Here is a 23,529-nt window from a genome sequence, read left to right on the forward strand (position 1 = left end):
ACGGTTGCGCATCAGTTCAAGTGCGCGCTTTTTATCCTGAGCACTCTGGACTGGCTCAACACGCCTGAAACAAAACCACAACTCGACAGCCAGAAAACCTGCAACCCATTCAGACCAGCAATTTGCAGGTTGCAATTTATTTGCAAATATATGAAACATTATAAAAACAATATTTCTCGCATAAGTTTTATAAATGCAAAGCCGAACCACCACTTAAGTTCTGCTTTTAGCGGTCGCAGGAAAATTCTCACTCCAAATCCCACGCATACTACAAGCGCCACGGAATCGGCCTAATTATCAATTTAAACCTCACTGTTAATGTTGCCTTGAGCGTTAATAGCCTAAGCGCATTAGAAGTAGACGCCTAACACGTTGAAACTTGTTAATTATTTACTTGAGGTTTTTATGAAAAAAGCAATCCTGACCGGCGCTGTAATAGCAGCAATGACCACCATGGGCGCTGCCCACGCTGTGACCACGCCGAATAACACTGGCCAAATCAAATTCACCGGCGCTATCGCAGCAGCCTCATGCGACATGAACGTTGTCGTGAGTGGCGTTGTACAGCCAGGCGGCGTTGTTGACCTCGGCGTATGGACAATTACCGACGTGTCGGCGGTAGGCGGCTTCGGTAACGCAGTCAAAATCCAGCTGCAGCCAGACGTGGCAACCTGTGACGTGGACCCATCGGGCCTGACCACAGCCTTTATCAAAATTGACACCGCTACAACAGCCAGCTCTAACACTGACGTTGTAACCTCGCCTGAAACAGCATCCACCAAAGTGGGTGTTACCTTCACCATGGAAGACGATTCATCCATCGTTAACCAGCCAGGTTCAGCCCTGACTCTGGCTAGCGACCCTAACGTTGATGCAGCAACTGGTGCGATCAAGTTCAAGGCTCGTCCTTATGCGCTCAGCGAATTCATCGAGGGCGGCATCATTGGTGGCTCAGTCAACTACACCGTTGCTTACAACTAAGTAAACCGTGCTTTTATACGGCGCAGTTCTGCGCCGTATATTTCATTAAAAAAATAACTCAACAAACCTGCTCTAAGTGCATGCTTGAGGTTTTATGTATTCCTACCTAAAAATAAGTCTATTTGGACTGCTATTCATAAGTGACGGAGTACTGGCCGCTAGCAATTTCAACACAGACTTCATTCAAGGCAAGTTCAATCAAAACACTGTTGACGATGCACTTAATAAAGGCATCAACGATAAAGTCATTTATACGGTCAGCTTGAATGGTCGCACGCAGGGTAATTACTACTTCACCCGCAAAGCAGGTCGCCTGGTTTTTGATGAGTCATTTCTACAAAAAATAGCGCCTAGCCTCAATGCAAAAGCAGCGCGTGAACTCAGAACCGCTGCGAGCCTGGACCCAAGCTCGCACGATTACAGCTTTACCGAAAACCCGGAAAACGGAACGCTTGAACTCTGGTACAGCGATGAACTCATGGGCCGGGGAGTTGATCGTTATGCGGGCATGGAACTGTCACCCTCAATCAACAGCACGACTTTCGACTACAACCTGGGCGGCAACTACTTCAAGAACGACGACACTAATGAGTCCGACGAATCCATGCCGTTTAATGGCCACTTGCGCTCGAACTTTCGGGACAACATATTCAATCTGGATGCGTCCAGTACAGACTTGACTGATGAAAGCCTCGAAATAGACAACATCAGTGTCACCCGACTCTTTCCCAAGCTTAAAAGTGAAGTCACTGTAGGCGAGACCTACACCAATACCCGCTACGGTGAAAACTTCAGCTTTGCAGGCGCGCAGATCGGTTATGTGACAGACCTGACCAGCCTCCGCGACCAGATGTACACCCCAAACATTCAGGGTTTCGCCGCCACCAACGCAACCGTTGAGGTGTATCAGGATTCGCGCCTGCTCTTCACCAAGGCCGTAGCCGCCGGTAATTTTGTGCTCGACGAAGTGGTGGGCTTGTCCAACCAGACGCTGCGCGTAGTGGTGAAAGAGGCCAACGGCCAGGAACGCACTTTTTACTACGATAACTCAGTGCTTCCGGGCCTGCTCACACCGGGCAGTATTGACTACGAAGTGAGCGCCGGCCGCTACCGTTTCAGCGACCATGACTACGGCGACAATTTTGTCAGCGGTGAATACTCCTTCGGTACCGACCTCGTCACACCGTCGATCAACAGCATCATCGCTGAGAGTTACCAGAACGTAACGTTCGGCGCTGCCTTTCCGATGCAAAATCTGGGCGCTGTCGGCGTTGCGATGAGCAACTCACGCTACCGGCATGACGGCGAAACCGATGTCGGGCAGAGCTACAACATCAATTACTCGAAGTACCTCAACAATGGCATTGATATTCAAATTGCGGGCTATCGCTACGCCACTGAAGACTACTTTGAATTCAATGACGCGATGGATGACAAGTACAGCGAGAATAATTTTATCGGCTCCTTGCGCAGCCGCTATACCGCCAGTATTACCGGGCGCGACCCGCTCATGGACAACCAGCTTTCACTTAATTATCTGAAGGAACAGTACTGGGGCGAGAACCCGTCGCAAAGTACCTACTCGTTCAGTTATGGCGGTTATACACGATGGCTTAGCTATACCCTTTCACTCTCACGTTCTTATGACGAGGAAACCGGTGAAGCCGACAACAGCCTGACCCTAAGTTTGGACATCCCGATCGGCAATGATTATTCCTCGAGTGTTTACAGTCGATATACCAATCTGGACAACGACTCTGGCAACAGTGAAACAACGGAGGTCGGCTTGAATGGCTACTCAGGCGACAACAGCTACAACGTCGGCGTAACCCACGACAGCTCCGGCAATGGCGAAACCCTATCAGGCGGCGTCAATCACTCCGGCGATCGCATTAGTGGCCAACTCTACGGCAGCACCAGCCCGGATAACCGTTCCGCCAGCGCCTCGGTCAGCGGCAGCGTGATGTTTGCCCAAGGTGCAGTCCTTGCTACAAGCCGCCAATCGAAAACCTTCGCCGTTGCCCAAGTGGATGGCGTCGAAAACGCCAGCGTAAACGGCACCGAAACTCAGGATAACGGTTACGCGCTGATACCGCTGAACGATCAGTACGATCCGCAAGAAGTTCGTTTGAATGTGTCATCGCTGAGCAACAACGTGGTCGCAGATGACACCGTGGTCAATGTACGGCCACGCTCCGGCGCAGTGACTCTGGTGCAGTTCAAGACCAAGGCGGTTAAGTACTTCAACGCCGTGCTCAAAGACCAGAACGGCGAGTTACTCGGCTTCGGTACCGAAATCCAGAGCGACAGCGGCGAGCACTACTTTACCGGCAACAACGGGCGCCTGTTTATCCGCGTGAAGCTTGGCGATGGCTCTGAACTCGGGCCTTCCACACTGAAAGCGGTAGGCGGCTGCAACTATGCCGTGGATCCAACAGCTATCAAGTCGCAACTTGATGAAGACTATATCGATTTAGGAACACTGCAATGTCAACTCAACGGCAAGCCAACTGCACCCAGCGCAAAAGCCACATCGCAAAAAGGTTAAGCCTCTGCGCATGCGTCATGACGCTGTTGTGCTCGACAATGGCCAATGCAGCCTTTTCGCTTAATCGTACGCGGGTAATCGTGCCGGAAGGCTCTTCAAGCTCAGTGCAAGTTACAAATAACAGCGAGCTTTGGTACGGCCTGCAGGCGTGGCTTGAGAATGAAGACGGCAACGACGCCGGCAGCTTGGTTGTGGTCAGTCCGCAAATTCAAAAAGTTGCGCCTGGCGGCAAAGTTGTATTGCGCCTGATGACGTTCTCCCCGCCCTCAGACCGCGAACAACTGTATTACCTGAACGTGCAGGAGTTACCTCCCAGCGATAGCGCGGCGGACAAAAACAAACTGTCCATGGCCATCCGTACCCGGATCAAGGTGTTGATTCGTCCCGCTCAAATCGCAGGCGACCGTAAAAACGCCGAAGCCAAGGTTACCGCGACACAAACCCGTGAGGGCCTCAAGCTGGTCAACACCACCCCTTACTATTTCTCGATTCCGCAAATCATGGTCAACAAGAAAGGCATTAAAACCCCGGAAACAGCTGTCTTTGCGCCATTCCAGACCACGGTATTGCCACAGATAAAGCAGAAGGCCTCGTCGATAGACATCATGTATCTGAGTGACTTTGGCGACGTCAGAAAATCGCTGATCTTAGTCAAATGATCGACATGCCTAACTTGATCAGTTCTGCGGCTGGCCGGGCCTGATGATGCTCAGAACATTCAGCGTCATCGCTATGAGCATGACACTGCTCATGAGCCAATTAGCGCACGCCGGGTTATTCATTGATCGCACCCGGGTCATTGTCGTGGCAGGCAGTTCCAGCGCATTCGATATCGGCAACGACACCCAAGCGCCCTACGCGATGCAGGCCTGGGTGACGGACCCTGAAGGTAATGAGCCAGGGCGCAATGTTCAGGTCAGCCCGTCTTTTTCGATGATTGCAGAAGATAGCAAGCAGCCCCTGAGATTGGTGAGTTTCGCCAAAGAGAGCAAACAAGAACAACTGTATTACCTGTATGTGCAGGAAATACCGCCGAAAGCCGAGGCCGCTAAGAGCGAGAGCTTGATGCAGATTGCCCTGCGCTACAAGATCAAGGTGTTCGTCCGGCCTGAGTCAATTAGCGAGGGAAGGCGCGGCGCAGAAAATCAGCTGGTGGCCAAGTACACCAGCACGGGGCTTGAGCTCAAAAACCCAACGCCTTACTACTTTGCGCTAACCCAATTCGAGATTGGCAAAAAGGTTTATCACAACGATGAGATGGGACTGTTCAAACCATTTAGTACGGTTGAGATAGACAGCGTAAGCAACCACGCAGACGAGATAAATATTAGCTACCTCAGTGATCGTGGTGGGCTTAGAACAACACTAATCAAGGCTGAATAGTCACTGAGGACATGATGAAAAAAATGGAATTGTACAGCCCTGCAAAGTCTGCGTTTATCAGCCCGGTGTTTTATGGCCTGTTTAGTTTGCTCTTCAGCAGTACTGCTTACGCCGCATCAGACCGCCTCTGCGTTCCGGACAATGGCGCCTCGCAGATACAGTACAACGTGACTGATGCCTTCAACTCTTCTGAGAACGAAGCCGGCAATATTGTTATCTATCGTTCAGAGCAAAACAGCAGCGGCAGACGCAACTTTACCTGTACCTGTAGCAATACCAACGCAAGCGTTCTGCATTATTTCAGCTCGCAATCGCCATTCTCTAATTACGCAGCCGACAATCTTAAATGGTTGAAGGTCAATCCATCGTTCTCCACGGCAGTAGAGATTTACGTCTTCAACTCAAGTGGCGGCAGCATTCAGAACAACTATCACAGCGTGCCTTTCACCGGCGTTACCAACAATGTTTCGGCGGATTGCAATACCTCAGGCTCTGCCGCCACAGCTACCAGGGGCAAGGTATCGGTCAAGCTTGAAAAGCGCGTAGTCGGCACCTTGGCTTTCAATGGCACGGTAGCTCGGGTCTGGCACTACCGGCGGCCAAACTATATCAATACCAGTGACCCGGTCTCCGCTATCGTGAACTTGAAAATTGACGTGGAAGTGCCGGCAAATTGCGCGTTGCGTGCGGGTTCGGTATTGACTGTGCCCTTCGGAACCTTGCAATCCTCGCAGTTTAACGGCGTTACCTACCCCAACCCACCGAACAACTTCACACCCAAGCCCGTAGACTTGGCTTTCGATTGTGACTTCAGCTCAGAGATTCTCTCGCTCCAGCTGAACGCCGATCAGGACGCGCCGGGCCAGGGGATTAAAGTACAAGGGCGCACCGATCTCTCGGTCATCATCACCGATGAAGACGGCACGGTTCTGCCACCGAACCAGAAGGCCGGTGAAGTCGTGGTCGACAGTGATATGAAAACCTCCACCCTGCACCTCAAAGCCCACCCAAGCAATCCTTCAGCGACCCTGCCAACGCCCGGCGAATTTACCGCTACGGCCGTGATCCAGCTGGACATCAAGTAACACCGAAGCGCCTCTCGACATGCCGCAGAAGACTTCTTCGCAAGATGCAAAAAGCCCCCTGAAGGCGAACCGTCAGGGGGCTTTTTGTTGAGTCACCCGAATCTATCAGGTCACTCGCATCAACTCACTTTCAGCCTTTGAACACATCGTCCACAGACTGCAGCGGGTAGTGCTTCGGATACGGCAGTGTGGCCACACCGCTCTCGATGGCAGCTTTGGCGACTGCGTCGGAGATCAGCGTAATCAGACGTGCATCCATCGGCTTCGGAATGATGTATTCACGACCGAATGACAACTCGATACCGCCGTAAGCCTCACAGACTTCCTTAGGCACTGGCAGCTTGGCCAGTTCACGCAGCGCGTTGGCCGCCGCGATTTTCATCTCTTCGTTGATGCGGGTTGCGCGAACGTCCAATGCACCACGGAAGATGAATGGGAAGCCGAGAACGTTATTGACCTGGTTCGGGTAATCGGAACGACCGGTTGCCATGATCACGTCATCACGGGTGGCATGCGCCAGCTCAGGCTTGATTTCCGGATCTGGGTTCGAGCATGCAAACACGATAGGCGAAGGGCCCATGCGCAGCAGGTCTTCAGGGCTGAGCAGATCAGGACCCGACAGACCGACGAATACGTCAGCACCATCCAGCGCGTCTGACAATGTACGCTTCGGCGTTTCGGTGGCGAACACAGCCTTGTACTGATTGAGGTCGTCACGGCCTGCATGAATCACACCTTTACGGTCGATCATGTAGATGTTCTCGACCTTGGCGCCCATGCTGACCAACAACTTCATGCACGAGATTGCCGCAGCGCCTGCACCCAGGCACACGATCTTCGCTTGCTCGATGGTTTTGCCAGCGATTTCCAATGCGTTGAGCATACCGGCAGCGGTTACGATTGCAGTACCGTGCTGGTCATCGTGGAAAACCGGAATGTCGCACTGCTCGATCAGCGCACGCTCGATCTCAAAGCACTCAGGCGCCTTGATGTCTTCGAGGTTGATGCCGCCGAAGGTGATCGAAATACGTTTTACCGTGTCGATGAATGCCTGCGGGCTTTCCGAGTCCACTTCGATATCGAATACGTCAATACCGGCGAAGCGCTTGAACAGAACGCCTTTACCTTCCATTACGGGCTTGGAAGCGAGTGGACCGAGGTTACCCAGACCGAGAATGGCAGTACCGTCGGAAATTACAGCGACCAGATTGCCCTTACCGGTGTATTGGTAAGCCAGCTCGGGATCACGCGCAATCTCACGCACAGGAGCAGCAACGCCTGGGCTGTAAGCCAACGAAAGGTCGCGTGCCGTGGCAGTCGGCTTGGTCAGCTCTACACTCAACTTACCCGGGCGGGGCTGAGCGTGGTACTCGAGAGCGGCGGTTTTTAGATCAGACATATTGGAATTTCCGCTTTAGGCTGTTGAACAGGCAGGCGGCCGAGGATACGCAAGTTGTATACACTTTTACAAGACTGATCAGTCAGTCGGCATACCCAGGCTTACCCGGCTATCCTTGCCCGGTGATTAGGACCCCTCGATTATTACCTAGCTAAGGAAATGCGCACCAGTGCCAACGGGCCTTTTTTCTATTACAAAGTGGTTTTAACTGATGACAGCGTTTCGATCATGGTCGGATGGGTCAGAATCAGCATCCAGCGCGCTCGCCCGACCTTATTTCGACCGCGCGAAGCCCTGTCGACCACCCAGCCGCGCGCAATGACCTCCCGTCCCACATAATCTTCCAGCGACCCGCGCTTGAACGATTTCAGCGCCTGCCCGTCAATGCGAATCACCGCAGCCCCCAACTCAAGCCAGGCACCTTGCGCATTAACCTGCACCTTGCGCACCCGCGCCTTGATTTGCCTGAAGCCACCACGAGTCAACTCTTCGGGAGCCTGCAGCACCGGCTGGCGCCAAACACCCGCGCCCTGCTCACGGGCGAACTGCTGGGCGGCCAGCTGACAATCCAGCAGCGCCAGATTGGGCGCAATAGCTATCTGGTAACCGAGCCCGCTTGCGAGCAACTGCGCCTCGATATTGCGCCCGGCGCCGTCAAACACATGGGCCAGCGTGCGCCCGTAGCGGTCATGGCGCTGCGCACCATATTGCAGGCCGACTTGCCCATCACTGGCATCCAGAAGATCCTGAAGGCGGCGCTGCGCCGCGACGGCGAATGGCTCAGCGGTTTGGCCTTTGTGGCCAAGCTCAGGGGTGTTGATGCCGATCAGGCGAACACTGCGACCATCAACCAGGCGCAAGGTATCGCCATCGACCACCCGCTTGACCGAAACGTAAGTCAGTTGCTCGCTGGCCGAACAAAACGCCTGAGGCTGTATTTGCGCCTGCACCTGCGCTGCAAAAAACGCAGGCATAAAAAAAGCGCCCACAAGGGACGCTTTTTTCACACACAAGAAGCAGACCATAAGGTCGCTCCTGGCTGTTTGGCTGCTTACTTGGTAGCGCCGAACACACCGAAACGCTGCTTGAAGCGGTCGATACGGCCGCCAGCGTCGAGGACTTTCTGCTTACCGGTGTAGAACGGGTGGCACTCAGAGCAAACGTCCAGGCTCAATGGCTTAGCCAGAGTCGAACGAGTTTCGATCACGTTACCGCAGCTGCAAGTAGCTTCGATAGCGACGTATTCTGGATGGATATCAGCTTTCATGGGGTATACCTCAATATATGTGCCGCCACCTGACCCTATGTCAGATACCGCACAGAAATAGGCCGCGGATGATAACAGACTCAAGCGCTGATGCAAGATCACGTGACTGCCAGCCGTCGCCTGCAGCCATGCTAATATCCTGACCTTTGTTTGCGGAGTCACCGCGTGTCCAACGCCATTCTGCGCCTCGCCCTGCCCTCGCCGCTACGCCGCCTGTTCGATTATCTGGCGCCTGCTGGCGTGTCTGTCGATACCCTGCAGCCAGGCATGCGAGTGCGTGTGCCCTTCGGCCGCCGCGAAATGATTGGCGTTTTGATCGAGGTCAGCGCACACAGCGATGTGCCAGCCGACAAGCTCAAGCCAGCCCTTGAGATACTGGATGAAACAGCGCCCATGCCGCCGGCCTTTTTCCGGCTTTGCATGTGGACCGCGCAATACTACCAGCACAGTATTGGCGACACCTTCAGTTGGGCATTGCCGACACTGCTGCGCCAGGGCGAGCCTGCGATCGCGCGCCAGGAGCGCTTCTGGTCAATCGCGCCGGGCGCCGACCTTGAAGACCCGCGCCTTAATCGCGCACCGCGCCAACGTCAGGCGCTGAAAACCATCGCCCAGCATCCGCATGGGGTTGCCCATTCGCTACTCAGCCAACTGCAACTGAGTAAAGACAGCCTCGAACAACTCAAAGACAAAGGTCTGGTGGTGGTTGAAACCCGCCAGCATGCACCAAGTGCCCGCCACAGTAATTGGCTGGCACAACCCGAGCTGCCGCTCAACGAGGAGCAACTCACCGCCTCGGCAGCTGTGCAAGAAGGTTTTGGTCGTTATGGCGCGTATTTGCTGGCAGGTGTGACGGGCAGCGGTAAAACCGAGGTTTACCTGCAACTCATTCATCAGACACTGCAGGCGGGCAAGCAAGCGCTGGTACTCATCCCGGAAATCAACCTCGGCCCGCAAACACTCGCGCGCTTCGAGCGCCGCTTCAACGCCAGAATCGCCCTGCTGCACTCCGCAGTGAATGACCGCGACCGGCTCGATGCGTGGCTCGCAGCCCGCGACGGCGATGCCGACATTATTATCGGCACCCGCTCGGCGCTGTTCACCCCGATGAAAAGTCCGGGGTTGATCATCATCGACGAAGAACATGACGCCTCCTATAAACAGCAGGAAGGTTTGCGCTATCACGCCAGGGATCTGGCGCTGGTTCGCGCGCATCAGGAAAACGTGCCGATAGTGCTCGGCTCGGCCACGCCGTCACTGGAGACTTTGCACAACGCCACCAGCGGGCGTTATCAGTTGCTCAAGCTCAACAAGCGTGCGGGCGGAGCATTGCCTCCGCGCTTCCTGCGTCTGGATGTAAAAAGCCTGCCGCTGGACTCCGGTATCTCGGGCCCCATGCAGCAAGCGATTAGCCAAACGCTGGCTGCAGGCCAACAGGTGCTGGTGTTCCTCAACCGGCGCGGCTTTGCCCCGACCTTGTTGTGTCACGATTGCGGCTGGTTGTCGGAATGTCCGCGCTGCGACGCCCGCATGACGGTGCACCAGCGCTCCAACGAACTGCGCTGCCACCACTGTGGGCATGCCGAGCGCCAGCCGCGCAACTGCCCCAAATGCCAGCGCGTGGACTTGCGTCCGGTGGGTGCTGGCACTGAGCGTGCGGAAGAACGGCTGGCCACCCTGTTTCCGGATGTACCGGTCCTGCGCGTCGACCGCGACAGCACCTCGCGCAAGGACGCCATGAACAACCTGTTGACCACCATCGAGCGCGGTGAGCCTTGTATTCTGGTCGGCACACAAATGCTGGCCAAAGGGCACCACTTCCCGCGCGTAACGCTGGTGGCCATTCTTGATGCCGACGGCGGCCTCTTCTCTGCTGACTTCCGCGCCAGCGAACGCATGGCGCAACTCATCGTTCAAGTTGCCGGCCGCGCCGGGCGAGCCGAAGAAGCTGGCAAGGTGATTATCCAGAGCCATCTGGCCGATCATCCGTTGCTGGTCCAGCTTACCGAGCAAGGCTACTTCGCCTTTGCCGAACAGGCCCTGACCGAGCGCCGCGACGCCGGTTTGCCGCCGTTCTGTCATTTAGCCCTGCTGCGTGCAGAAGCCCACAAACCGGGCCAGGCCGAAGGATTTCTCGACGAAGCCTGCGCTGAAGCCGAAATGCTCCTTGGCGAATTGCAACTTGAGGGCATCGAATTACTGGGGCCGGTGCCCGCCCCAATGGAGCGCCGCGCCGGACGTTATCGGGCGCAGTTGCTGATTCAATCTGCCGCACGTGCGCCCTTGCACCGCCTTTTACATGCATGGCTCGCCGCAATGGAACAGATGCCCAGCGGCCGTGCAGTGCGCTGGTCGCTGGATGTCGACCCGATTGACCTGTTTTGAGCCGCGCCGCTTTTCTCTACGCCAAACCCGCAAAAATACCCGATAATTGCCTGTTTACCTGCCATTGATAGGTTGAAGCTTGAAGCCGCAGGCCCAAGCCGCCGATAATGCAGAGTTTTCAACACGCCACGGCCGACTGAGCAGACCATGAAAGACAGCATTCGCAACCTGATCCAGCAAGCCCTGACCCGCCTGACCGCCGAAGGCGTGTTGCCTGAGGGTCTGAGCCCGACCATTCAGGTCGAGAATACCAAGGACAAAACCCACGGCGACTTCGCCAGCAACATCGCCATGATGTTGGCCAAGCCTGCCGGCATGAAGCCGCGTGATCTGGCGGAGAAGCTGATTGCTGCAATGCCTGCCGACCCGCAAATCAGCAAGGTCGAAATCGCAGGCCCGGGTTTCCTCAATTTTTATCAGAACATCGAAGCTCTGGCCGGGCGCGTTGACGCTTTGCTTGAAGATGCCCAGCTTGGCGTGCGTAAAGCCGGCCCTGCCCAGCGCGTGGTGATTGACCTCTCATCACCCAACCTCGCCAAGGAAATGCACGTCGGCCACCTGCGCTCGACCATCATCGGCGACGCGGTTGGCCGTGTCCTTGAGTTCCTGGGCGACGAAGTTATCCGCCAGAACCACGTAGGCGACTGGGGCACGCAGTTCGGTATGCTGCTGGCCTTCATGGAAGAGAATCCTGCGGCCGCTGAGAGCGAACTGGCGGACTTGGAAGGTTTCTATCGCGCCGCCAAGAAACGTTTTGACGAATCACCTGAGTTTGCCGATCGTGCTCGCGCACTGGTGGTGGAGCTTCAGGCGAACAAGCCTGAGTGCATGCGCTTGTGGCACCGCTTCAACGAGATTTCGCTGTCGCATTGCCAGAAGGCCTACGACCGCCTCAACGTCAAATTGACCCCGGCAGACGTCAAAGGTGAAAGCGCCTATAACGACGATCTGGCAAACGTGGTCAGCGACCTGCAAGCCAAAGGGCTGCTGAGCGAAAGCGACGGCGCCAAGTGCGTGTTCCTCGACGAGTTCAAGAACGCAGACGGCAATCCACTGCCGGTAATTGTGCAGAAAGCTGGCGGCGGATACCTGTACGCGACCACCGACCTTGCCGCCATGCGCTATCGCAGCAACACCCTGAAAGCTGACCGCGCCCTGTACTTTGTCGACCAGCGTCAGGCCCTGCACTTCCAGATGGCCTTTGAAGTGGCTCGCCGCGCAGGCTTTGTTGCACAAGACATGCAGCTTGAACACATGGGCTTCGGCACCATGAACGGCGCTGATGGCCGTCCGTTCAAAACCCGCGATGGCGGCACAGTGAAACTCATCGACCTGCTCGATGAGGCCGAAGAGCGCGCCTACAATCTGGTCAAGGGCAAGAACCCGGATCTGGCAGAAGAACAACTGCGCGAAATCGCCAGCGCCGTGGGCATTGGCGCAGTGAAATACGCCGACCTGTCCAAGCACCGCACCAGCGATTACAGCTTCAACTTCGAGCTGATGCTCAGCTTTGAGGGCAACACCGCACCATATCTGCTGTACGCCTACACGCGCGTTGCCAGCATTTTCCGCAAACTGGGGAAAAGCTTCGACGAGGTAGACGGCAAATTGCAGCTTGAGGCCGCACATGAAATCGAACTGGCGGGTAAGCTGGCGCAGTTCGGTGAAGTCCTCAACAGCGTTGCCGACAAAGGTACGCCGCACTTGCTGTGTGCTTACCTCTACGATCTGGCCGGGCTGTTCTCGAGCTTCTACGAACACTGCCCAATTATCGCGGCCGAAGACCCTGCTACCCAGCAAAGCCGTCTGCGCCTCGCGGCACTGACCGGTCGCACGTTGAAGCAGGGCCTTGAACTGCTGGGCCTGGAAACTCTGGAGCGTATGTAAGTGGCTGCACGTAAAAAACCAGCACCCAAGCGTGGCGCGAGCCGCAACCGGGCGCCTGCGAAAAAACCAATGCCGGGCTGGATCTGGCTGGCGTGCGGTTTGGCCATCGGGGTTTTCGTGATGCTGCTGATGAATCTCAAGCCCGGTGACGATGCGATAAAGCGCGCCGCCGAGCAAAAGGCTCAGCACAGCCAGAATAAAGCCAAGGAAACCAAGCCTGACCCAGGCCCGGAAAAGCCGAAGTATGACTTCTACACCCTGTTGCCAGGCTCTGAAGTCATCGTGCCGCCTGAGGCTGTGGAAAAGACGCCGCCAACGCCTGAGCAAAAGCCGGTAACCCCGGAGGAAGCCGCCAAGATCGACGCCGCACGCGCTGAAGCCGCGCTGGCAGGTGAAGTGCCGCCGCCTCCACCCGTTATCGCCAAGGCTCCGGTGACCACCAAGTACTTCCTGCAAGCGGGCTCGTTCCGCCGCAAGGACGATGCCGACAGCGTGCGCGCGCAAATCATCATGCTTGGTCAGAATGTGAATGTTGAATCCGGCAAAGTCCGTGACGAGACTTGGTATCGCGTACTGGTTGGCCCGTTCGCCACTCGCGAAGACCTCAACAAGTCACAAGCCACGCTGTCCAAAAATGGCTTCAACAACTTGCTGCTGCAACAACGCCAAGGCAACTAAGCGTTCAATTTAATGGCCATCACTCAGGTGTTGGCCATTAAACCCTCTGTTTCTACCCAAAAAATCCCCGCAAAATCCTCCCGCGCAACCCAGTCACCAAGGCACTTAGCAACAGCTTTAGTGAAGAATCCTTGCTCAGCCGTTGAAAATTGCCTTATGGCCCCCCATTTGGTTCCTATTGGGCATTTTCGCCCCGCTGCGTGGAGACTCTCCCTTGACCACCATCGTTTCAGTTCGCCGCAACGGCAAAGTCGTCATGGGCGGCGACGGCCAGGTATCTCTTGGCAATACCGTTATGAAAGGCAACGCAAAGAAAGTCCGCCGTCTTTATCACGGCCAAGTACTCGCAGGCTTTGCGGGCGCCACGGCGGATGCCTTTACCCTGTTTGAGCGCTTTGAAGGGAAACTGGAAAAGCATCAGGGCCATCTGGTTCGCGCCGCTGTTGAGCTGGCAAAAGACTGGCGCACCGATCGCTCGCTAAGCCGTCTCGAGGCCATGCTGGCTGTGGCCAACAAGGATGCATCTCTGATCATCACCGGCAACGGTGATGTTGTAGACCCTGAACACGGCCTGATTGCAATGGGTTCCGGCGGTGGTTTCGCCCAAGCCGCAGCCTTGGCCATGCTGCAACATACCGAGCAAATGTCCGCCCGCGAGATTGCGGAGAGCGCCTTAAACATTGCCGGTTCAATCTGTGTGTTCACCAACCAAAACCTGACAATCGAGGAGCTGGACTCGGAGGTGTAACCTCGTCCAGCCCGGAGCCCCAGTTATGTCGATGACACCCCGCGAAATCGTTCACGAACTCAACCGCCACATCATTGGCCAGGATGACGCTAAGCGTGCAGTGGCTATTGCCCTGCGCAATCGCTGGCGGCGCATGCAGCTGCCGCTGGATTTGCGTGCAGAGGTCACACCGAAAAATATTCTGATGATCGGCCCAACCGGTGTCGGCAAGACCGAGATCGCCCGACGTCTGGCCAAACTGGCTAACGCGCCGTTCATCAAGGTCGAGGCGACCAAGTTCACCGAAGTTGGCTATGTCGGCCGCGATGTCGAATCGATCATCCGCGACCTCGCCGATGCCTCGGTAAAAATGCTTCGCGAGCAGGAAATCATCAAGGTTCGTCATCGCGCCGAAGATGCCGCCGAAGAGCGCATTCTCGATGCCTTGCTGCCACCTGCACGCAGCTTCAGCGAAGAGCAGGCGCAGAGCAACGACTCGAACACCCGTCAGCTGTTCCGCAAGCGTTTGCGCGAAGGCCAACTGGACGACAAAGAGATCGAAATTGAAGTCTCCGAGAGCCCGGCCGGCATCGAAATCATGACGCCGCCCGGCATGGAAGAGATGACCAGCCAGTTGCAGAACCTGTTCTCCAACATGGGCAAAGGCAAGACCAAGAGCCGCAAGCTCAAGGTTGGCGAAGCACTGAAACTGGTTCGCGACGAAGAAGCCGCGCGCCTGGTTAATGAGGAAGAGCTCAAAGCGCGTGCGCTGGAAGCTGTCGAGCAGAACGGTATCGTCTTTATCGATGAAATCGACAAGGTCGCTAAGCGTGGCAACACCGGCGGCGCCGATGTATCGCGTGAAGGTGTACAGCGCGACCTGCTGCCGCTGATCGAAGGCTGCACGGTGAATACCAAGCTGGGCATGGTCAAGACTGACCACATCCTGTTCATCGCCTCCGGTGCGTTCCACCTGAGCAAGCCAAGTGATCTGGTGCCTGAACTGCAAGGTCGCCTGCCAATCCGGGTGGAACTCAAAGCCCTGTCGCCGCAGGACTTCGAGCGCATTCTCACCGAGCCGCATGCGTCCCTGACCGAGCAATACAGCGCGCTGCTGCAAACCGAAGGGCTGAAAATTCAGTTTGCCGAGGACGGCATCAAGCGCCTTGCCGAAATCGCCTGGCAGGTTAACGAGAAGACTGAGAACATTGGTGCGCGTCGTCTGCACACCTTGCTTGAGCGCCTGTTGGAAGAAGTCTCGTTCAGCGCTGGCGATCTGGCCGCGCAACACAGCGAGCAGCCGATCCAGATCGGTGCCGACTACGTCAACGAGCATCTCGGTGAGTTGTCCGAAGACGAAGACCTGTCGCGTTACATTCTTTAATCTAAGCTGCATACACAGGCCGGGAACTGCACCTTCGCAGCTCCCGGTTGCCCTGTGAATACTGTTGAGAGCCACGCCATGCGAATCCCCAGCGCCATCGAACTGCACAAAGCATCCAGAACGTTGACGCTCAAATATGGCGACCAGAGCTACACCCTGAGCGCCGAGTTTCTGCGCGTGCATTCCCCTTCTGCCGAGGTGCAAGGCCACGGCAATCCAGTCCTGCAAACGGGCAAGCTGAACGTCGGCATCAGCCGCATCGAGCCTGCCGGCAACTATGCCCTAAAACTGTGCTTCGATGATGGGCACGACAGCGGCCTGTTCAGCTGGGATTACCTCTACCAACTCGCAACCCGCCAAACCGAACTTTGGGACGACTACCTCGCCGAATTGCGCGCAGCCGGTAAATCCCGCGACCCCAATGAGTCAATCGTACGTCTGATGTCCTGAACCGTACTCTCGGTCGGCCTCTGCGGCGACTTAGCTCATGATGCTGGCCCACAATTGCGCACATTGTGATTACCATGACGGCCACGCACAGTTAGAGCGCATTTTCTAATTCTTGCACGCATACTTCAGCGCTATAAAAGCGCTGTCTTGGCTTGCGCTATTAGAAAAACTCGGGTAACCAATGAGGTTGGTAAGTTCCCTGCATACAAATGTGCGCTGTACAGACAATTTTGTTTATCTATCCCAGGTTACCCAGCGGTAAAGGTTCGGCAGCTGCCCGGCACTGCAGTGATCCACCTGGTATTAAGTGGGTTTAAACCCAGGACAGTGGAGCGTCAACGATGACAGATAAAAATAACGACGACTTGAAGCGCCAAGCTTCAGACAACACACTGGGCCTCAACCCGGTAGTTGGAATTCGAGGCAAAGACCTGCTGACATCCGCTCGCATGGTGCTTTCACAAGCACTTCGGCAACCCTTTCACAGCGCCAAGCATGTTGCCCATTTCGGCATTGAATTAAAGAACGTAATGCTCGGGCGCTCCGAGCTGACGCCTGAAGATGGCGATCGCCGTTTTGCTGATCCGGCCTGGAGCCAAAACCCGCTTTACCGTCGTTATCTGCAAACTTATCTGGCGTGGCGCAAAGAGCTGCATGACTGGATCGAAGAAAGCGCACTGGCCCCACAGGACGTCAGCCGCGGCCACTTTGTTATCAACCTGATGACCGAAGCCATGGCGCCAAGCAACACCATGGCCAACCCCGCAGCGGTAAAACGCTTTTTCGAAACCGGCGGCAAGAGCCTGCTCGACGGCCTTTCCCATCTCGCCAAAGATCTGGTGAATAACGGCGGTCTGCCCAGCCAGGTCAATAAGGATGCATTCGAGGTCGGCCAGAACCTGGCAACTACGCCTGGCGCTGTGGTGTTCCGTAACGATCAGCTTGAACTGATCCAATACAACCCAGTGACCGAACAAGTACACGAGCGTCCTTTGCTGGTGGTGCCGCCGCAAATCAACAAGTACTACGTATTCGACCTGACGCCCGAGAAAAGCCTGTCGCGCTTCCTGTTGCGCAACCACGTACAAACCTTTGTTGTGAGCTGGCGCAACCCGACCAAGGCGCAGCGCGAATGGGGGCTTTCAACCTATATCGAAGCCCTCAAAGAAGCCATCGACGTCATCACCTCGATTACCGGCAGCAAAGACATCAACATGCTTGGCGCCTGCTCTGGCGGCCTAACGACCGCGTCCTTGCTAGGCCATTACGCAGCCCTGAAAGACCCCAAGGTTCATGCCCTGACTTTGCTGGTCAGTGTGCTCGACACTCACCTTGATACTCAGGTGGCACTGTTCGCCGATGAGTTCACCCTGGAAGCCGCCAAGCGCCGCTCGTATCAGGCTGGCGTGCTGGAAGGCAGTGATCTGGCCAAGGTATTTGCCTGGATGCGGCCTAATGACCTGATCTGGAATTACTGGGTCAACAATTACCTGCTGGGCAACGAGCCACCGGTTTTCGATATTCTTTACTGGAACAATGACACCACCCGCCTACCTGCTGCATTGCACGGTGAGTTCATCGACATGTTTCAGACCAACCCGCTCACGCGGGCCAATGCGCTCGAAGTCTGTGGAACGCCAATCGACCTCAAGCAAGTCACCTGTGATTTCTTTTGCGTGGCAGGCACCACAGACCACATTACGCCTTGGACTTCATGTTACAAATCGGCCCTGTTATTCGGCGGCAAGTGTGAATTCGTGTTGTCCAACAGCGGCCACATTCAAAGTATTTTGAATCCGCCTGGCAACCCCAAGTCGCGTTACATGACCAACTCCGAAATGCCTAAAGATCCGAAAGACTGGCAGGACGGCGCAACCAAACACACCGACTCGTGGTGGCTACACTGGCAGGCTTGGCTTGCCGAGCGCTCAGGCAAATTGAACAAAGCTCCGACGTCACTGGGCAATAAGAAACACCCCGCCGCTGTAGCTGCACCGGGGACTTACGTTCACGAACGTTAAATTTTGCGTATTACGCAATGATGCCCGCGGCACAGGATGTGCCGCTCGCAAAACCGGCTTGGCCGGCGCGCGAATCCGGCTTGCTGGGAATCACCGGTACTGGTCAGGCCCAGCGTATTAACTGATAGGGATTAGTGTATGTCGCGTCCATTCGTTTTCCGCACCATCGACATCGATGGTCAAACCATCCGCACCGCTGTGCGTCCGGGCGACAGCGCTATTGCGCCGCTGCTTATCTTCAACGGCATCGGCGCCAACCTCGAGTTGGTTATGCCGTTTGTTCGCGCGCTCGATCCGGAACTTGAAGTGATCGCATTCGATGTACCTGGCGTGGGTGGTTCATCTACGCCCAGTACACCTTTTCGCTTTCCCGGATTAGCCAAACTGGCGGCACGCATGCTCGACTACCTGGACTACGGGCAAGTCAACGCGATTGGGGTTTCCTGGGGCGGGGCACTGGCGCAGCAGTTTGCTCACGATTACCCCGAGCGCTGCAAAAAACTGGTGCTGGCTGCCACTTCGGCAGGCGCTGTGATGATACCGGGCAAGCCCAAGGTGCTCATGCGCATGGCCAGCCCACGGCGCTATGTTCAGCCTTCCTACGGCGTGCGCATTGCACCGCACATTTATGGCGGTGCATTTCGTCGCGACCCGGATCTGGCAATGGCGCACGCCAGTAAAGTCCGCTCCTCTGGCAAAGTCGGTTATTACTGGCAGCTGTTTGCAGGACTAGGCTGGACCAGCATCCACTGGCTGCACAAGATCCGCCAACCAACCTTGGTGCTGGCGGGTGATGACGACCCGATTATTCCCCTCATCAACATGCGCATGCTGGCGTGGCGCATCCCCAACTCCGAGCTGCATGTCATCGACGACGGCCACCTGTTTCTGGTGACCCGGGCAGAAGCTGTAGCGCCCATCATCATGAAGTTTCTGGCGGTCGAGAAGCAGCGCGCAATCATGCACCCTGAACCAGCAGTGACACGCGCTCATTGAGCGCGTGGTCGCTTTGCTGTCGCACAATTGTAGTGCTTGCTGTCTATATTTGAGTCATTTGCGCCCATGCCCTGCTTCTTCAAAGCAGGCTCCCCCGCTCTGGCATGCACCTTTTGCATGCATTGGTATAAGCCTTGCTGACCAATCCTGAACCTTGGGCTCAATGTTCTAGTAATGGAGTGCTGCCTGATGCAAAACAAGACTAATAGCGGGAGCTTTTCACCACCCGCCAAGCACATGAATGCACAAACAGCGATCGCGGGCCTGCGCGGTCGTGACTTCGCCTCCACGCTGCGCACCCTTGCCCTGCAAGGGCTCAAACAACCGATGCACAGTGCCAAGCATTTAGCGGCGTTTGGCAGTCAACTTGGCCGGGTGTTGATGGGCGACGCGCCGCACAAGGTCAACCCGCAGGACAGCCGCTTCAGTGATCCGACCTGGCAGCTGAATCCATTCTATCGCCGGAGTTTGCAGGCGTATCTGGCCTGGCAGGCGCAACTGAACAAGTGGGTCGAGGAAAGCGATTTATCGGCCGATGACCGGGCGCGCTCCAAGTTCGTGCTTTCAATAATCAGCGACGCGCTGTCGCCATCCAACTCACTGCTAAATCCACTGGCCGTCAAAGAGCTGTTCAACAGCGGCGGCAGCAGCGTCTTCAAAGGCCTCAATCATCTATACGATGACCTGATGAACAACAACGGCCTGCCCAGCCAAGTCAGCAAACACGCCTTCGAAGTCGGTCGCAATGTGGCCACAACAGTGGGCTCAGTGGTGTTTCGCAATGAGTTGATCGAACTCATTCAGTACAGGCCGATGAGCGAGAAGCAGTACCTCAAACCCCTGCTGATCGTGCCACCGCAGATCAACAAGTTTTATATTTTCGATCTCTCGCCTGAAAAAAGCCTGATCCAATACGCCCTGAAAAATAACCTGCAGACATTCGTGGTCAGCTGGCGTAACCCGTCACCACAACATCGCGAGTGGGGCCTGTCGAGTTATGTAGAAGCGCTTGAAGAAGCCATTGATGCCTGCCGCGATATCACCGGCAGTAAAGACGTCAACCTGATGGGCGCCTGCGCTGGCGGGCTGACCATTGCTGCCCTGCTCGGCCATCTGCAAGCCAAGCGCCAGCTGAAAAAAGTGGCCAGCAGTACCTATCTGGTGAGCTTGCTGGACAGCCAGATCGACAGCCCGGCCATGCTCTTCGCCGATGAGAAAACCCTCGAAACGGCTAAGCGCCGCTCCTACCAGCAGGGTGTTCTTGAGGGTCGCGACATGGCCAAGGTGTTCGCCTGGATGCGCCCCAATGACCTGATCTGGAACTACTGGGTCAACAATTACCTGTTGGGCAAACAGCCTCCCTCGTTCGACATTCTCTACTGGAACAACGACAACACGCGTCTGCCCGCTGCGCTGCATGGCGACCTGATCGACTTTTTCAAACATAACCCGCTCGCGCGCAGCGCTGGGCTGGAGATCTGCGGCACGCCGATAGACCTGCAGAAGGTCAATATCGACAGTTTCAGCGTGGCCGGCATCAACGATCACATCACCCCGTGGGATGCGGTTTATCGCTCGGCCTTGCTGCTCGGCGGTAACCGGCGCTTCGTGCTGTCCAACAGCGGCCATATCCAGAGCATTCTCAACCCACCCGGCAACAGCAAATCCAACTACTACGACAACCCGAAAATGACTTCAGATCCTCGCGCTTGGTTTTACGATGCCAAGCAAACGCCGGGCAGTTGGTGGCCGGTGTGGCTGGAGTGGATACAGGAGCGCTCCGGCGAGCAGCGTGAAACCATTGTGGCCATCGGCAATCAACGCCATCCAGCGCTGGAAGCCGCGCCTGGCACTTACGTTCACGTGCGCTAAACGGCTATTTGATAAGAGCGTTACCAGCGGGCAGGCCATCCTGCCCGTTCTTTTGACTGAGCCAACTAAATACTGCCACCCAAGCGCTAGTCGAACGCCCTGCTGACGGTTATCTTCAGGGCTTAGCTGGCCAACTCAGAGCTGTGCATGAAAACCCGCGACCGCATCCTTGAATGCGCCCTGCATTTATTCAATGAAGAGGGCGAGCCTAACGTCTCGACACTTGAGATCGCCAACGAACTGGAAATCTCTCCCGGCAATCTCTATTACCACTTTCACGGTAAAGAGCCGCTCATTACCGGCCTGTTCGAACGTTTCCAGGCCGAACTCGCACCGCTGCTCGACCCGCCAGAAAACGTGGAGCTGGAGGTTGAAGACTACTGGTTGTTTTTGCACCTGATTGTCGAGCGCATGGCCCAGTACCGATTCCTGTTTCAGGACCTTTCGAATCTGACCGGACGGTTGCCGAAAATAGCCCACGGCATGCGCCTCTGGCTCAACTCACTCAAACGCACGCTGGCGTCGTTGCTGGCCCGCCTGAGTGAAGACAATGCCCTGTTGGGCGACACCCAAACCCTGGGGCAACTGGTTGAGCAGATCACCATGACCCTGCTGTTCTCGCTGGACTATCAGCGCATCATCGGCAAGGAAGGGGAAAGCCGGGTAGTGGTTTATCAGGTCATGATGCTGGTCGCGCCGCATCTGGACAGCGAGTCGCGTTTTGCCGCAGAGCACTTGGCGCAGCGTTACCTGGAAACCTGAGCGCAAGCCGCAACACCCATAAAAACGCCCGGCACTTGGCCGGGCGTTTTCACATCAGCGCGTCTTACGACTGTGCGGAAGGTGTAGCAGTTGCAGCTGGCGTTGCTGCCGGAGCTGCAGAGGGCGTTGCGGTAGCCGCTGGCGCAGCTGGAGTCGCTACCGGAGCCGCCGGCTTGACGGCGGGTTTGGCTGCCGCTGGCTTGCGCGCCGCAGGTTTACGCGCGGCGGGCTTGGCAGCCGGTTTTGCAGCGGCTTTAGCCGCTGGTTTTGCGGCCGCTTTGGCAGCGGGCTTGGCAGCTGCAGGTTTAGCAGCAGCTTTGGCTACCGGCTTCTTGGCGGCGGGTTTAGCGGCCGCTTTAGCAACGGGTTTGGCCGCAGGCTTAGCTGCAGTTTTTGCAACCGGCTTCTTGGCAACCGTCTTGACCGATACACCAGTCAGCTTTTCGATTTGTGCAGTCAGGCTTTCAATTTTAGTGTTGAGTGCTTTGACTTCATTGCGGCTAGGCACACCCAAGCGCGAGATCGCGTTGTTCAGACGCTTGTCAAAAGCCTCTTCCAACTCGCCCCACTTGCCGATGGCCTTATCTTTAACGCCATCAACTCTGGACTTGGCTGAACCCACGCGAGTATCAACGCTGGATTTAACCGCGCCAACCTGCTTGTCGACTTCGGTCTTGGCTTGCTTCTCAGCTTTCTCGCCATCTTTAACCAGCGAGTCGAACAGCTTGTTGCCGTCCTTGCTGACTTTTGAATAAGCGCCCAAACCGGCCAGCCAGATTTGACGGGAGTACTTTTCAATACCACCGACCCAAGAGGTCGTCTGCTTTTCTACTTTTTCTGTTTTTTTCTTAACAGCCATGGTGCTCTCCTTACTTGGTACGCGCGACGTGATCGAGCAATGCGTTCAGCTCATCCAGCTTAGCAGACAGAACTTCAACGTCTTGCTTGGATGGGATGCCGATACGGTTAAGAGCAGCAGCAACGCGCGAATCGAATGCGTGCTCAATTTTGTCGAGTTGAACTTCGACCTTGCTCTTCACACCAACAACACTGCTTTTAACTTGAACAATCTGAGTGTTGGCAGCTTCCAGCTGGTCATCAACCAGCTTCTTGCCGGTCTTCTCAACGCCTTCGCCGGCCTTGATCAGCTCTTTGAAATATTCACCGCTTTCCTGACCCGCCTTGGCGTATGCGCCAAGACCAGCCAGCCAAATTTTGCGCGCGTAAACCTTAACGTCGCCCAGGGTGCTGGATTTGTCTTCAACAGCAGCCTCTACCTTCTTCTTTGCGATCACTTTGGACATGGTGCACCTCACTCATCATTATTAAGAGGAAACGCCCACACTTCGCAGGCTTGAGAGCAAGGTACCGAGAAAAATTAGAAACCACATACTAGGATCAAAAATAGCCGCAACACGCTGTCAGGCTTGCAGGTGTTTATCCAGCACCGTTTCGATTTCACGCTTGATGGTCGGGCTCAGTGCAGAGAGGAGCAGCCCCAGATTGAGCTTCACCAGCACATTGTTATCACCGACATCAATGCTGCCGTCGGCCCCGCTGCGCTTGAACTCCAGCGTGTCGCCATTCCAGCGGTAGCGCACGTCATACCGTTCGGCGAGGCGCTCGGCAAGGTACTCCGCCTTCTCGCGAGCGGCATCGCGACCCAGTGAATGCGTACGTTCAACAACAATCTTGGCCATGTAT

General features: G+C 55.9%; 21 protein-coding genes. 15 read left to right on the plus strand and 6 right to left on the minus strand.

The features are described 5' to 3' along the window. The first annotated feature begins 405 nt into the window (after window positions 1-405). The 5 genes from PMYSY11_RS19995 (at window position 406) to PMYSY11_RS20015 (ending at window position 5,997) form a co-directional block, all read left to right on the plus strand. A complete protein-coding gene (locus PMYSY11_RS19995) occupies window positions 406-981 on the plus strand; it encodes a fimbrial protein (protein WP_150547833.1) in 576 nt (191 codons plus the stop codon). Window positions 982-1,075: 94 nt separating this feature from the next. Further along, window positions 1,076-3,529 carry a fimbria/pilus outer membrane usher protein gene (locus PMYSY11_RS20000; protein ID WP_150547834.1) on the plus strand — a complete coding sequence of 818 codons (2,454 nt, stop codon included), beginning with the start codon at window positions 1,076-1,078 and terminating at the stop codon, window positions 3,527-3,529. 17 nt (window positions 3,530-3,546) lie between these two features. Continuing rightward, window positions 3,547-4,188, plus strand: coding sequence for a fimbrial biogenesis chaperone (locus tag PMYSY11_RS20005; protein WP_069898378.1), 642 nt, complete (start codon window positions 3,547-3,549; stop codon window positions 4,186-4,188). Between the two features lie 91 nt (window positions 4,189-4,279). After that, a complete protein-coding gene (locus PMYSY11_RS20010) occupies window positions 4,280-4,912 on the plus strand; it encodes a fimbrial biogenesis chaperone (RefSeq protein ID WP_172970641.1) in 633 nt (210 codons plus the stop codon). A gap of 167 nt (window positions 4,913-5,079) precedes the next feature. Next, window positions 5,080-5,997 (plus strand): fimbrial protein, encoded by a 918-nt coding sequence (locus tag PMYSY11_RS20015; RefSeq protein ID WP_172970642.1) that lies wholly within the window; start codon window positions 5,080-5,082, stop codon window positions 5,995-5,997. Window positions 5,998-6,127: 130 nt separating this feature from the next. Here the strand turns inward: PMYSY11_RS20015 and PMYSY11_RS20020 are convergent, their stop codons facing one another. From PMYSY11_RS20020 to rpmE, 3 genes are all read right to left on the minus strand, one after another. After that, the gene (locus tag PMYSY11_RS20020; protein WP_069898381.1) at window positions 6,128-7,396 is read right to left on the minus strand and encodes a malic enzyme-like NAD(P)-binding protein; all 1,269 of its coding nucleotides are present in this window, start codon (window positions 7,394-7,396) and stop codon (window positions 6,128-6,130) included. Between the two features lie 191 nt (window positions 7,397-7,587). Beyond that, complete coding sequence (locus tag PMYSY11_RS20025) at window positions 7,588-8,370, minus strand: thermonuclease family protein (RefSeq protein ID WP_239655509.1); 783 nt, start codon at window positions 8,368-8,370, stop codon at window positions 7,588-7,590. A 77-nt stretch (window positions 8,371-8,447) separates the two neighbouring features. Then, the gene (gene rpmE / locus PMYSY11_RS20030; protein ID WP_069898383.1) at window positions 8,448-8,663 is read right to left on the minus strand and encodes a 50S ribosomal protein L31; all 216 of its coding nucleotides are present in this window, start codon (window positions 8,661-8,663) and stop codon (window positions 8,448-8,450) included. Window positions 8,664-8,828: 165 nt separating this feature from the next. On the opposite strand from rpmE, the gene PMYSY11_RS20035 reads away from it, so the two are divergent. The 10 genes from PMYSY11_RS20035 (at window position 8,829) to PMYSY11_RS20080 (ending at window position 21,825) form a co-directional block, all read left to right on the plus strand. Continuing rightward, entirely contained in the window at window positions 8,829-11,048 is a 2,220-nt protein-coding gene (locus PMYSY11_RS20035) for a primosomal protein N' (protein WP_150547838.1), read from the plus strand. A gap of 147 nt (window positions 11,049-11,195) precedes the next feature. Further along, a complete protein-coding gene (argS, locus tag PMYSY11_RS20040; protein WP_069898385.1) occupies window positions 11,196-12,935 on the plus strand; it encodes an arginine--tRNA ligase in 1,740 nt (579 codons plus the stop codon). After that, entirely contained in the window at window positions 12,936-13,613 is a 678-nt protein-coding gene (locus PMYSY11_RS20045) for an SPOR domain-containing protein (protein ID WP_069898386.1), read from the plus strand. It abuts the gene before it with no gap. 214 nt (window positions 13,614-13,827) lie between these two features. Further along, complete coding sequence (gene hslV / locus PMYSY11_RS20050) at window positions 13,828-14,361, plus strand: ATP-dependent protease subunit HslV (RefSeq protein ID WP_069898387.1); 534 nt, start codon at window positions 13,828-13,830, stop codon at window positions 14,359-14,361. Window positions 14,362-14,386: 25 nt separating this feature from the next. Next, a complete protein-coding gene (gene hslU, locus PMYSY11_RS20055; protein WP_069898388.1) occupies window positions 14,387-15,724 on the plus strand; it encodes an ATP-dependent protease ATPase subunit HslU in 1,338 nt (445 codons plus the stop codon). A gap of 78 nt (window positions 15,725-15,802) precedes the next feature. Then, window positions 15,803-16,174 (plus strand): gamma-butyrobetaine hydroxylase family protein, encoded by a 372-nt coding sequence (locus tag PMYSY11_RS20060; RefSeq protein WP_150547839.1) that lies wholly within the window; start codon window positions 15,803-15,805, stop codon window positions 16,172-16,174. Window positions 16,175-16,515: 341 nt separating this feature from the next. Beyond that, window positions 16,516-18,195: a class II poly(R)-hydroxyalkanoic acid synthase gene (gene phaC, locus PMYSY11_RS20065; RefSeq protein ID WP_150547840.1), complete on the plus strand. Its 1,680-nt coding sequence runs from the start codon at window positions 16,516-16,518 to the stop codon at window positions 18,193-18,195. A gap of 138 nt (window positions 18,196-18,333) precedes the next feature. After that, on the plus strand, window positions 18,334-19,191 hold the full coding sequence (gene phaZ / locus PMYSY11_RS20070; protein ID WP_069898391.1) for a poly(3-hydroxyalkanoate) depolymerase: 858 nt from the start codon (window positions 18,334-18,336) through the stop codon (window positions 19,189-19,191). Window positions 19,192-19,380: 189 nt separating this feature from the next. After that, window positions 19,381-21,063, plus strand: coding sequence for a class II poly(R)-hydroxyalkanoic acid synthase (phaC, locus tag PMYSY11_RS20075; RefSeq protein ID WP_069898392.1), 1,683 nt, complete (start codon window positions 19,381-19,383; stop codon window positions 21,061-21,063). Between the two features lie 147 nt (window positions 21,064-21,210). Beyond that, complete coding sequence (locus PMYSY11_RS20080) at window positions 21,211-21,825, plus strand: TetR/AcrR family transcriptional regulator (protein ID WP_069898393.1); 615 nt, start codon at window positions 21,211-21,213, stop codon at window positions 21,823-21,825. A gap of 64 nt (window positions 21,826-21,889) precedes the next feature. Here PMYSY11_RS20080 and PMYSY11_RS20085 read toward each other — a convergent pair whose 3' ends face one another. The 3 genes from PMYSY11_RS20085 to PMYSY11_RS20095 all read right to left on the minus strand — a co-directional run bounded on the left by PMYSY11_RS20085 (window position 21,890) and on the right by PMYSY11_RS20095 (window position 23,525). Beyond that, window positions 21,890-22,684, minus strand: a complete 795-nt coding sequence (locus PMYSY11_RS20085; RefSeq protein ID WP_150547841.1) for a phasin family protein — start codon at window positions 22,682-22,684, stop codon at window positions 21,890-21,892. A gap of 10 nt (window positions 22,685-22,694) precedes the next feature. Next, window positions 22,695-23,129 carry a phasin family protein gene (locus PMYSY11_RS20090; protein WP_069898395.1) on the minus strand — a complete coding sequence of 145 codons (435 nt, stop codon included), beginning with the start codon at window positions 23,127-23,129 and terminating at the stop codon, window positions 22,695-22,697. A gap of 117 nt (window positions 23,130-23,246) precedes the next feature. Further along, on the minus strand, window positions 23,247-23,525 hold the full coding sequence (locus PMYSY11_RS20095; RefSeq protein WP_069898396.1) for a polyhydroxyalkanoic acid system family protein: 279 nt from the start codon (window positions 23,523-23,525) through the stop codon (window positions 23,247-23,249). Between the last annotated feature and the right edge of the window lie 4 nt (window positions 23,526-23,529).

The organism is Pseudomonas marincola (assembly GCF_900682675.2).
Lineage (GTDB): Bacteria > Pseudomonadota > Gammaproteobacteria > Pseudomonadales > Pseudomonadaceae > Aquipseudomonas > Aquipseudomonas marincola.

What these genes read in the sequence shown, in the direction of transcription:
- PMYSY11_RS20005 (WP_069898378.1), top strand. Translation starts at nt 3,547, where the DNA reads ATGACGCTGTTGTGCTCGACAATGGCCAATGCAGCCTTTTCGCTTAAT.
- PMYSY11_RS20085 (WP_150547841.1), bottom strand. Translation starts at nt 22,684, where the DNA reads ATGGCTGTTAAGAAAAAAACAGAAAAAGTAGAAAAGCAGACGACCTCT.
- PMYSY11_RS20020 (WP_069898381.1), bottom strand. Translation starts at nt 7,396, where the DNA reads ATGTCTGATCTAAAAACCGCCGCTCTCGAGTACCACGCTCAGCCCCGC.
- PMYSY11_RS20000 (WP_150547834.1), top strand. Translation starts at nt 1,076, where the DNA reads ATGTATTCCTACCTAAAAATAAGTCTATTTGGACTGCTATTCATAAGT.
- PMYSY11_RS20095 (WP_069898396.1), bottom strand. Translation starts at nt 23,525, where the DNA reads ATGGCCAAGATTGTTGTTGAACGTACGCATTCACTGGGTCGCGATGCC.
- PMYSY11_RS20025 (WP_239655509.1), bottom strand. Translation starts at nt 8,370, where the DNA reads ATGCCTGCGTTTTTTGCAGCGCAGGTGCAGGCGCAAATACAGCCTCAG.
- PMYSY11_RS19995 (WP_150547833.1), top strand. Translation starts at nt 406, where the DNA reads ATGAAAAAAGCAATCCTGACCGGCGCTGTAATAGCAGCAATGACCACC.
- phaC (WP_150547840.1), top strand. Translation starts at nt 16,516, where the DNA reads ATGACAGATAAAAATAACGACGACTTGAAGCGCCAAGCTTCAGACAAC.
- phaC (WP_069898392.1), top strand. Translation starts at nt 19,381, where the DNA reads ATGCAAAACAAGACTAATAGCGGGAGCTTTTCACCACCCGCCAAGCAC.
- PMYSY11_RS20080 (WP_069898393.1), top strand. Translation starts at nt 21,211, where the DNA reads ATGAAAACCCGCGACCGCATCCTTGAATGCGCCCTGCATTTATTCAAT.
- phaZ (WP_069898391.1), top strand. Translation starts at nt 18,334, where the DNA reads ATGTCGCGTCCATTCGTTTTCCGCACCATCGACATCGATGGTCAAACC.
- argS (WP_069898385.1), top strand. Translation starts at nt 11,196, where the DNA reads ATGAAAGACAGCATTCGCAACCTGATCCAGCAAGCCCTGACCCGCCTG.
- PMYSY11_RS20090 (WP_069898395.1), bottom strand. Translation starts at nt 23,129, where the DNA reads ATGTCCAAAGTGATCGCAAAGAAGAAGGTAGAGGCTGCTGTTGAAGAC.
- PMYSY11_RS20010 (WP_172970641.1), top strand. Translation starts at nt 4,280, where the DNA reads ATGAGCCAATTAGCGCACGCCGGGTTATTCATTGATCGCACCCGGGTC.
- hslU (WP_069898388.1), top strand. Translation starts at nt 14,387, where the DNA reads ATGTCGATGACACCCCGCGAAATCGTTCACGAACTCAACCGCCACATC.
- rpmE (WP_069898383.1), bottom strand. Translation starts at nt 8,663, where the DNA reads ATGAAAGCTGATATCCATCCAGAATACGTCGCTATCGAAGCTACTTGC.
- PMYSY11_RS20060 (WP_150547839.1), top strand. Translation starts at nt 15,803, where the DNA reads ATGCGAATCCCCAGCGCCATCGAACTGCACAAAGCATCCAGAACGTTG.